This is a genomic window from Pseudarthrobacter sp. NKDBFgelt (assembly GCF_046097905.1).
Lineage (GTDB): Bacteria > Actinomycetota > Actinomycetes > Actinomycetales > Micrococcaceae > Arthrobacter > Arthrobacter polychromogenes.
In genome coordinates this window covers 20,854-28,690 of the sequence record NZ_JBJURL010000055.1, presented here as the reverse complement: position 1 = coordinate 28,690, position 7,837 = coordinate 20,854, and the positions used below count along the sequence as shown (strand labels likewise).

6 protein-coding genes are annotated in these 7,837 nt (G+C 67.5%); 3 read left to right on the top strand and 3 right to left on the bottom strand.

What is annotated here, in order from left to right; all coding sequences use genetic code 11:
• Window positions 1-191: 191 nt before the first annotated feature.
• Window positions 192-1,046 carry a CHAD domain-containing protein gene (locus ACKAE7_RS14600; RefSeq protein WP_408979540.1) on the top strand — a complete coding sequence of 285 codons (855 nt, stop codon included), beginning with the start codon at window positions 192-194 and terminating at the stop codon, window positions 1,044-1,046.
• A 25-nt stretch (window positions 1,047-1,071) separates the two neighbouring features.
• Here the strand turns inward: ACKAE7_RS14600 and ACKAE7_RS14595 are convergent, their stop codons facing one another.
• Window positions 1,072-2,508 carry a PucR family transcriptional regulator gene (locus tag ACKAE7_RS14595; RefSeq protein WP_188809525.1) on the bottom strand — a complete coding sequence of 479 codons (1,437 nt, stop codon included), beginning with the start codon at window positions 2,506-2,508 and terminating at the stop codon, window positions 1,072-1,074.
• Window positions 2,509-2,676: 168 nt separating this feature from the next.
• On the opposite strand from ACKAE7_RS14595, the gene ACKAE7_RS14590 reads away from it, so the two are divergent.
• Complete coding sequence (locus ACKAE7_RS14590; RefSeq protein ID WP_408979539.1) at window positions 2,677-4,107, top strand: gamma-aminobutyraldehyde dehydrogenase; 1,431 nt, start codon at window positions 2,677-2,679, stop codon at window positions 4,105-4,107.
• A gap of 45 nt (window positions 4,108-4,152) precedes the next feature.
• Window positions 4,153-5,523 (top strand): 4-aminobutyrate--2-oxoglutarate transaminase, encoded by a 1,371-nt coding sequence (gabT, locus tag ACKAE7_RS14585; RefSeq protein WP_188809527.1) that lies wholly within the window; start codon window positions 4,153-4,155, stop codon window positions 5,521-5,523.
• Window positions 5,524-5,606: 83 nt separating this feature from the next.
• Here the strand turns inward: gabT and ACKAE7_RS14580 are convergent, their stop codons facing one another.
• Window positions 5,607-6,752, bottom strand: coding sequence for a phytase (locus ACKAE7_RS14580; RefSeq protein WP_408979538.1), 1,146 nt, complete (start codon window positions 6,750-6,752; stop codon window positions 5,607-5,609).
• Complete coding sequence (gene rarD, locus ACKAE7_RS14575) at window positions 6,749-7,795, bottom strand: EamA family transporter RarD (RefSeq protein WP_408979537.1); 1,047 nt, start codon at window positions 7,793-7,795, stop codon at window positions 6,749-6,751. Before rarD ends, ACKAE7_RS14580 begins: the two co-directional genes overlap by 4 nt.
• Between the last annotated feature and the right edge of the window lie 42 nt (window positions 7,796-7,837).

Here is a 7,837-nt window from a genome sequence, read left to right as displayed (position 1 = left end):
GCCTCCACGCATGACGCGGGCCCCTTTCGACAAGATTAGGCAGGGGCCGGTAAACTAAACGATGGATCCGGCTGCAACGCGCCCTCGGGGGCGAAGCGGGCGGCCAAAGCACCCAGCAGGGCGGCACCCCGGACGGAAGCACCCCGGACCTTGCTGCCGGCAAGAAAGCGCCAGCGGCCGCCGTCGTCACCGTGTATGTCGCCGCGCAGATCCAGGAAGTCCTGGCACAGGATCCGGGGGTCCGGCTGGAGGAACCCGAGTCCGTGCACAACATGCGCTCAGCGGTCCGGCGGATCCGTTCCGCGCTCGCGGCCTACCGCAAGCTCTACTCCGCCCGCCCGGTGCGGCATGTGCGGGACGAACTGAAGTGGCTGGGCCAGGTGCTGGGCGGCCCGCGGGACGCCGAGGTCCTGCTGGACAGGCTCCGCGGGCACCTGGGTGAACTGCCGCCGTCCCAGGGGGTTGCCGCCGCCAGTGACCGGGTGGAGCGCAAGGTGGGCGGCGCGTTCGACGACGGGTACCGGCATCTGCAGGAGGCACTGCGTTCGGACCGCTACTTCCGGCTCCTGGACGACCTCGAGGCCTTCCGGGACGCCCCACCGGTCCGGTCGGAGGCCGTGGCGCGGGGCCGCCGGGAGTCCGCGAAAGCAGTGGACAAGTCCGCCAGGCGGCTGCGGCGCTCGCACAAGGCGGCAACGCGTGCCGGGCGGGGGACGGACCACGAAAACGCCCTCCACCAGGTACGGAAGGATGCCAAGCGGCTCCGGCACGTGGCGGAAACGGCAGCCCTGGTCCGCGGCAAGCGCGCCCGGAAAGTGGCCAAGGCGGCGCAGCGGCAACAGAAAATCCTGGGCAACTTCCACGACGCCGTCATAGCCCGCGACCTGCTGGGCGCCATCGGTTCGGACACTGAAATGGCCGCCCCGGAGGCGGCGGCGCTGACCGCGCTGCGCACGCTCCAGGCCGAAGAGATGGCCGCGGCCGAGGCCAAGTACCTGAAAGTGCGCAGGAAATCCCGCGAGCTGCTGCGGCGCGGGGTTCTCTAGGCCCCGGGCGCTCCCGACGCCGAGGCTACTTGCCCTGCCGCGCGCCCAGCCGGGCCACGGCCAGGGCCAGCCAGAGCTGGACCCGGTCCGTGGTGACGGCGGGGTCGTACCCGGTCAGCTCGGTGATCTGCGCCAGCCGGTAGCGGACGGTGTTCCGGTGCAGCGTGAGTTCCTCCGCGACGGCGGCCACCGAGCCGTTGTTGTTGAGGTAGCTCTCCAGGGTGGTCATCAGTTCCGAACCGTGCGCGGCATCGAAGGTACGCAGCGGGTTCAGGGACTCGTTGGCCATGTCAGCCAGCGGCACGTCCTCGCTGGCCAGCAGCAGCGACGTGAGGCTCAGCCGCTCCGGTTCGTTGACGGGCAAACCGTGGCTGGCGGCATCCCGGGCCTCGAAGTAGCTCCAGCGCAGGCCGTTCGGCTTGGTGTACGCCCCGCCGATTCCGATGGTCGCATGGAGGCCCGCCTCGGCGAGGTGGTCGCTCAGCTTGCGGGCCAGCGCAGGTGCGCCGCCGCCGTCGTCATTAATCACCAGCACCAGGTCCTTGCCGACGACGGCGGCCACGGCGTTCTCCAGTTCGCGCGGCACCGAGGTGCTCACCAGGGCTTTGTTGTGTGCGGCGGAGACGGCCAGCAGCACCACGTTCTTGCGGGTGCTGTTCACGCCCACGCCCGCCAGGCGCCGCTGGGCCTCGCTGGTTTCCAGGGCCCCGTGGATCACGTCCTCGAGGACCTGGCCGCACAATGCCCGCTGGGCCTGGCGCTGCTTGACCATGTTGTTCAGCTCCACGCTGATCAGGTTCTGGGCGTAGCCGATGATGCCTGAATCCTCGAATGGCTGGCGGACCCACAGGGTGCAGGCGTCCCGCCGGCCGGTGGGGACGGGGTAGGAGGACCAGGTGTCCGCTGAGGGAGGTTCGCTGCTGCTGTTGTAGAGCTGTGCCGTGAACTGGGTCAGGGCAACGTCGGTGCGCAGCATGCCGCCCAGGTGCTTGAGGAGTTCGGCGAGCCCGCCGCCGGTGAGCAGCGCCCGTGCCAGCACCTGGTGCCCGGCGATCAGCCGTTCAAGTTTTGCGTAGTGGTCCGCGGACTGGGCGTCGGCCACGAGCTTGCCGATGGCGATGAAGGGCGTCTCGTAGGGGACCTCCACCACGGGCAGTCCCCAGCGGTTGGCTTCCGCCAGCAGGGCCGGGGGGACCGTCTCGTGGGAGAGCCCCACACCGAAGCCGATGCCCACCGCGCCGGCCCGCTGCACCTGCCGGACAAAGCGCCGCTGTTCCGGTGCGGACCGCAGCCGCAGGCCGGTGGTGAGGATGAGTTCGCCGCCGTTGATGAAGCGGTGCGGATCCTCCAGTTCGGTCACTGCCACCCAGTTGATGTCCTGGTGCCAGGTGGTTTCCGCGAGCCCGGCTTTGGTCAGCTTCAGGGAGTTCACACCCAGGAGGGCGGCGAGGGAAATGGCCATGGATCAAGGATAAAGGGGTGCTGGGCAACCGCACTAAACAGGTTCATGAAGGGTGTGCAGGTGGCTATTCACTGGGCAGGGGTGCTGGCATAGGCTCTAGGCAGTTCCATCCCTCCGCCCTGAATTCAGCCCGGGCGCGGACGGCCCCAACGAAAGAGGTTGCACACCGTGGTCCAAACCTTGCAGAACTTCATCAACGGGAAGTTCGTCACTCCTGCCGGCACCGCCCTGCTGGACATCGTGAACCCCACCAACGGCGAGGTCGTGGCGCAGTCGCCCGTCTCGGTGCAGGCCGATGTAGACGCTGCCATGACCGCGGCGAAGGACGCCTTCAAAACCTGGAAGCACGTCACCCCGGGCCAGCGCCAGCTCATGCTCCTCAAGCTCGCCGACGCCGTCGAGGCCAACAGCGATGAACTCGTGGAGGCCCAGCACCGCAACACCGGACAGGTGCGTTCGCTGATCGCGTCGGAGGAAGTGGCCGCCGGCGCCGACCAGCTCCGGTTCTTTGCCGGCGCGGCCCGCATCCTCGAGGGCAAGTCCGCCGGTGAATACTTCGAAGGCCACACCTCCTACGTGCGCCGCGAGCCCATCGGCGTCGTGGCCCAGGTGGCACCCTGGAACTACCCGTTCCTGATGGCCATCTGGAAGATCGGTCCCGCACTGGCCGCCGGCAACACCGTGGTGCTGAAGCCCTCGGACACCACGCCTGAATCCACCCTGGTGCTGGCCCGCCTGGCCGGTGAAATCTTCCCGGCCGGCGTCCTGAACGTAGTGCTGGGCACCGGCGAGACCGGCGCCATGATGGTGGACCACAAGGTCCCCGGCCTGGTGTCCATCACCGGCTCCGTCCGCGCCGGCATCGCGGTGGCCTCGGGGGCGGCCAAGGGCCTCAAGCGCGCGCACCTGGAGCTGGGCGGCAAGGCGCCGGCCATTGTGTTCAAGGACGCCGACATCAAGAAGAGCGCGGCGGCGATTGCCGAATTCGCGTTCTTCAACGCCGGGCAGGACTGCACTGCCATCACACGGGTGCTGGTGGAGGATTCCGTGCACGACGACGTCGTGGCGGCCATGGTGGAGCACACCAGGACCCTGCACACGGGCTCGCAGAACGACGAGGACAACTATTTCGGCCCGCTCAACAACATCAACCACTTCAACGCCGTCAGCTCCGTGGTGGAGAACCTTCCGGACAACTGCAAGATTGTCACCGGCGGCCACCGGGCGGGGGAGAAGGGCTACTTCTTCGAACCCACCATCGTCACCGGCGCCAAACAGACCGACGACATCGTGCAGAAAGAAACCTTTGGACCCGTCATCACGGTGCAGAAGTTCAGCACCGAGGAAGAGGCCGTTGAGCTGGCAAACGACGTGGACTACGCCCTGGCCTCGAGCGTCTGGACCAGCAACCACGGCACGGCCATGCGGCTCAGCCGGGACCTCGACTTCGGTGCCGTCTGGATCAACACCCACATCCTCCTCACCGCCGAGATGCCGCACGGCGGCTTCAAGCAGTCCGGCTACGGCAAGGACCTCTCCATGTACGGCGTGGAGGACTACACGCGCATCAAGCACGTGATGTCCGCCCTCGACTCTTAAATTCCCCACCGCAGCAAACCCCAGGCTTCAAAGAAAGGCCTTCCCATGACCACCACAGCATCAGACATCACCTTCCGCCTGGAGCAGAAGCGCCGGGTCCAGGCTGACTTCCCCGGCCCCAAGTCCGTGGCACTGACGGAACGCCGCAAGGCAGTCGTCGCCGCCGGCGTCGCCTCCAGCGTCCCCGTCTACGTTGCGGACGCCGACGGCGGGATCATCCACGACGTCGACGGCAACTCCTTCATCGACCTCGGCTCGGGCATCGCCGTGACGAGCGTGGGCGCGTCCGATCCCGCCGTCGTCGGGGCCGTCAAGGAAGCCGTGGAGCACTTCACGCACACCTGCTTCATGGTCACCCCCTACGAGGGCTACGTGGCCGTGGCCGAGCAGCTGAACCGCCTCACCCCGGGCAGCCACGAGAAGCGCACCGTCCTCTTCAACTCCGGCGCCGAGGCCGTGGAGAACGCCGTCAAGGTGGCCCGCCTCGCCACCGGACGCGACGCCGTCGTGGCTTTCGACCACGCCTACCACGGCCGGACCAACCTCACCATGGCGCTCACCGCCAAGGCCATGCCGTACAAGACCAACTTCGGCCCGTTCGCGCCCGAGGTCTACCGCATGCCCATGAGCTACCCCTACCGCGAGGAAAATCCGGAGATCACCGGTGCCGAGGCCGCCAAGCGCGCCATCACCATGATCGAAAAGCAGATCGGCGGGGACCAGGTTGCCGCGATCATCATCGAACCCATCCAGGGCGAGGGCGGCTTCATCGTCCCGGCCGAGGGCTTCCTCCCTGCACTGGCCGCCTGGGCCAAGGAAAAGGGCATCGTCTTCATCGCGGACGAGGTCCAGTCCGGCTTCTGCCGCACCGGTGAATGGTTCGCCGTCAACCACGAGGGCGTTGTCCCGGACATCCTGACCATGGCCAAGGGCATCGCCGGCGGCATGCCGCTGTCCGCCATCACCGGCCGGGCAGACCTGCTGGACGCCGTCCACCCGGGCGGCCTGGGCGGCACCTACGGCGGCAACCCGGTGGCGTGTGCTGCCGCGCTGGCGTCCATCGGATCCATGGAGGAGTACAACCTCAACGGGCGTGCCCGCCACATCGAGGAACTCGCCACCGGCCGGCTCCGCGAGCTCCAGTCCGAGCTCGGCGGTGCCGGCTCCTCGGTGATCGGTGACATCCGCGGCCGCGGCGCCATGCTGGCCATTGAACTGGTCCAGGCCGGCTCCAAGGAACCCAACCCGGAACTGACCAAGGCCGTGGCCGCTGCCTGCCTGAAGGAAGGCGTCATCATCCTTACCTGCGGAACCTACGGCAACGTGATCCGTCTGCTGCCGCCGCTGGTCATCACCGATGACCTGCTCAACGACGGCCTGGACGTCCTCGCCGCCGCCATCAGGGCCAACGCGTAACAGCCATAGGGAACCAGCGCCCCCGCAAGGGCGCACACAGCCCCAGGCCCCGGAGAGCATGCTTCCGGGGCCTGGGGTTTTTGTTACTCCAAAACCGATGCAAGCGGAATGTACTTCAGGTTGGACGTTGTCCCGCCGCTGTTCGCTTCGTCGTGGACCACCAGAAGTCCCTCTTCGAACTGCGGCCCGGCGTCCAGTGCCGTCACGTCCAGGCCGTCGGTTCCGGACACGCCGTCGATATCCCCGTTCCCGCCGACGTTGAACTTTTTGACGAACTTGTTGTCGCCGGACCGCTCATAGACGGCGATGGTGGAGTCGCCCTGGCTGGACACGAAGAGGTGGCCTGATCCGCCGGGGCCGTAGCTGATGCCCATCCCCTCCACGTCTGCCACGAGCCGCCCTGCGCCTGCTTTGTCCACGGCGGTCCGTTGCTTACCGGCATCGGGTTCGGCGTTGTACTTCCACACGCCGACGTCCTCCTGCGCGACGTAGAGGTGCCCCAGCTCGTCGTCCGCCACGCAGCTTTCCGTGATGCTGCTGACCGGAAGCTCCCTGACGAGCTCCGCCTCCACCCGGCCTTCGCCGTCGTCAACCAACTCGAACTGTTGGATGGGCCCTTCCTCGTTCGGGGTGACAAAGGCGTAGAACTTGCCGCTGGCGCTGCTGCGGTACATGCAGAAGCCGTAGTTGGGCGCGAACGTCCTGATGCTGCCCGCCGCAACGGGTGTAAGTTCCCGGGTCTGTGGGTCCAGTGTCCACAGGGCCAGGGTGTCGTCCGTCCGGTTGTTTCCGCCCACCAGCACGGCCGCTTCCCCGGACAGCGGGAACCCTGTCCTCAGGTCGACGTTGCCGATCTTCCCGTCCGGACGGAAATGGATCATTGTGCCATCCATCCCAAAGACACCGATTCCCCCGCCCGTGTCTGCCTTGTTGTCCGCGATCACCACGCTGTTGGCCGGATTGGCAAAGTCCACCCAGATGGCCGCGTCATCCGCCACGTCTCCTGACCCCGAGAAGCTGGACGTCTCTACCGCGGGTCCCCCAGCAGCCGGGGCCGGTGCCGATGTGGTGGGCGGGGAAGGTTCAGGGCTGGCAGGTCCGGGCGGCTGGTCCCCGGACGGGAGGTTGGTGACCAGCACCAGCGCCGCCAGGACGGCCATGGCGAGGAGCGCGGCGACGGCGATCCGGATCGGGGTACGCCTGGTGTTTCGCGCGGCAGGAGATCTCATGTGCCCCGCTTTGCGCGTTTGGCCATCGAGTTCCTGCGCGCCGTCCCCAGCATGTCCACGGTCAGGACGGCCAGGGCCAGCCACACCACGCCGAACCCGATCCAGCGGTCCACGGTCATCGCTTCCCTGAACACCACGAGTGCAATGATGAACTGCAGGACGGGAGCGCAGTACTGGAGCAGGCCGATGGTGGTCATGGGCAGCCTGCGGGCGGAAGCGCCGAAGAACAGCAGCGGAACCGCGGTGATCACCCCGGACGCCACCAGGAGCCAGAAATGGCCGGGCCCCTGCGTGGTGAGCGTGTCGGCTCCGGTCGCGGCCAGGAAGATCATGGTGGCTGCCGCGAAGGGGGCCAGCACCATGGTTTCCACGCTGAGGCTCGTGACGGCGTCCACCCGCGGCCCCACCCGTTTCTTGACGAAACCGTAAAGGCCAAAGCTGAACGCCAGGGTCAGTGCGATCCACGGGAGCTTGCCGTAGGAATAGGTCAGGACGCCCACCGCCACAAACCCGATGCCGACGGCGGCCCACTGCAGCGGCCGCAGCTTCTCCTTCAGGACAAACACGCCAAGCAGCACGGACACCAGAGGGTTGATGAAGTAGCCCAGGGACGCCTCAACAGCCTGTCCCGTGGTGACTCCGTAGGTGTAGGTGAGCCAGTTGACGGCGATCAGGAGGGCGGCCAGCGCCAGGGAACCGAACACGGCGCGGTTCCGGAGGGCCTGGGCCAGGGCGGACCAGGCGCGGGTAACTGTGATGAGGAGTGCGCAGAACAGCAGCGACCACACCACCCGGTTGGCCACGATCTCGACGGCGCCGGCCGGCATGAGCACAAAGAAGTACAGCGGGAGCAGCCCCCACAGCCCGTAGGCGGCGATGCCAAAGAGGACTCCCGCCGTCGTCTCCTTGTCCACTGCCTTGGGGCCCGCTGCCTTGCGGCCCACTGCCTTGGGGCCCGCCGCCGGGGAAGAATGGCCGGGGGCAGCCGCGGGAGCCGGGGCGCTGGGGGAGGACGATCCGTCGGGAGAGGGCACGAAACCCATAACACCACCTCAGTGGCAGGTATTCCAGCCGGCAGGACATGC

What these genes read in the sequence shown, in the direction of transcription:
- ACKAE7_RS14595 (WP_188809525.1), bottom strand. Translation starts at nt 2,508, where the DNA reads ATGGCCATTTCCCTCGCCGCCCTCCTGGGTGTGAACTCCCTGAAGCTG.
- gabT (WP_188809527.1), top strand. Translation starts at nt 4,153, where the DNA reads ATGACCACCACAGCATCAGACATCACCTTCCGCCTGGAGCAGAAGCGC.
- ACKAE7_RS14580 (WP_408979538.1), bottom strand. Translation starts at nt 6,752, where the DNA reads ATGAGATCTCCTGCCGCGCGAAACACCAGGCGTACCCCGATCCGGATC.
- rarD (WP_408979537.1), bottom strand. Translation starts at nt 7,795, where the DNA reads ATGGGTTTCGTGCCCTCTCCCGACGGATCGTCCTCCCCCAGCGCCCCG.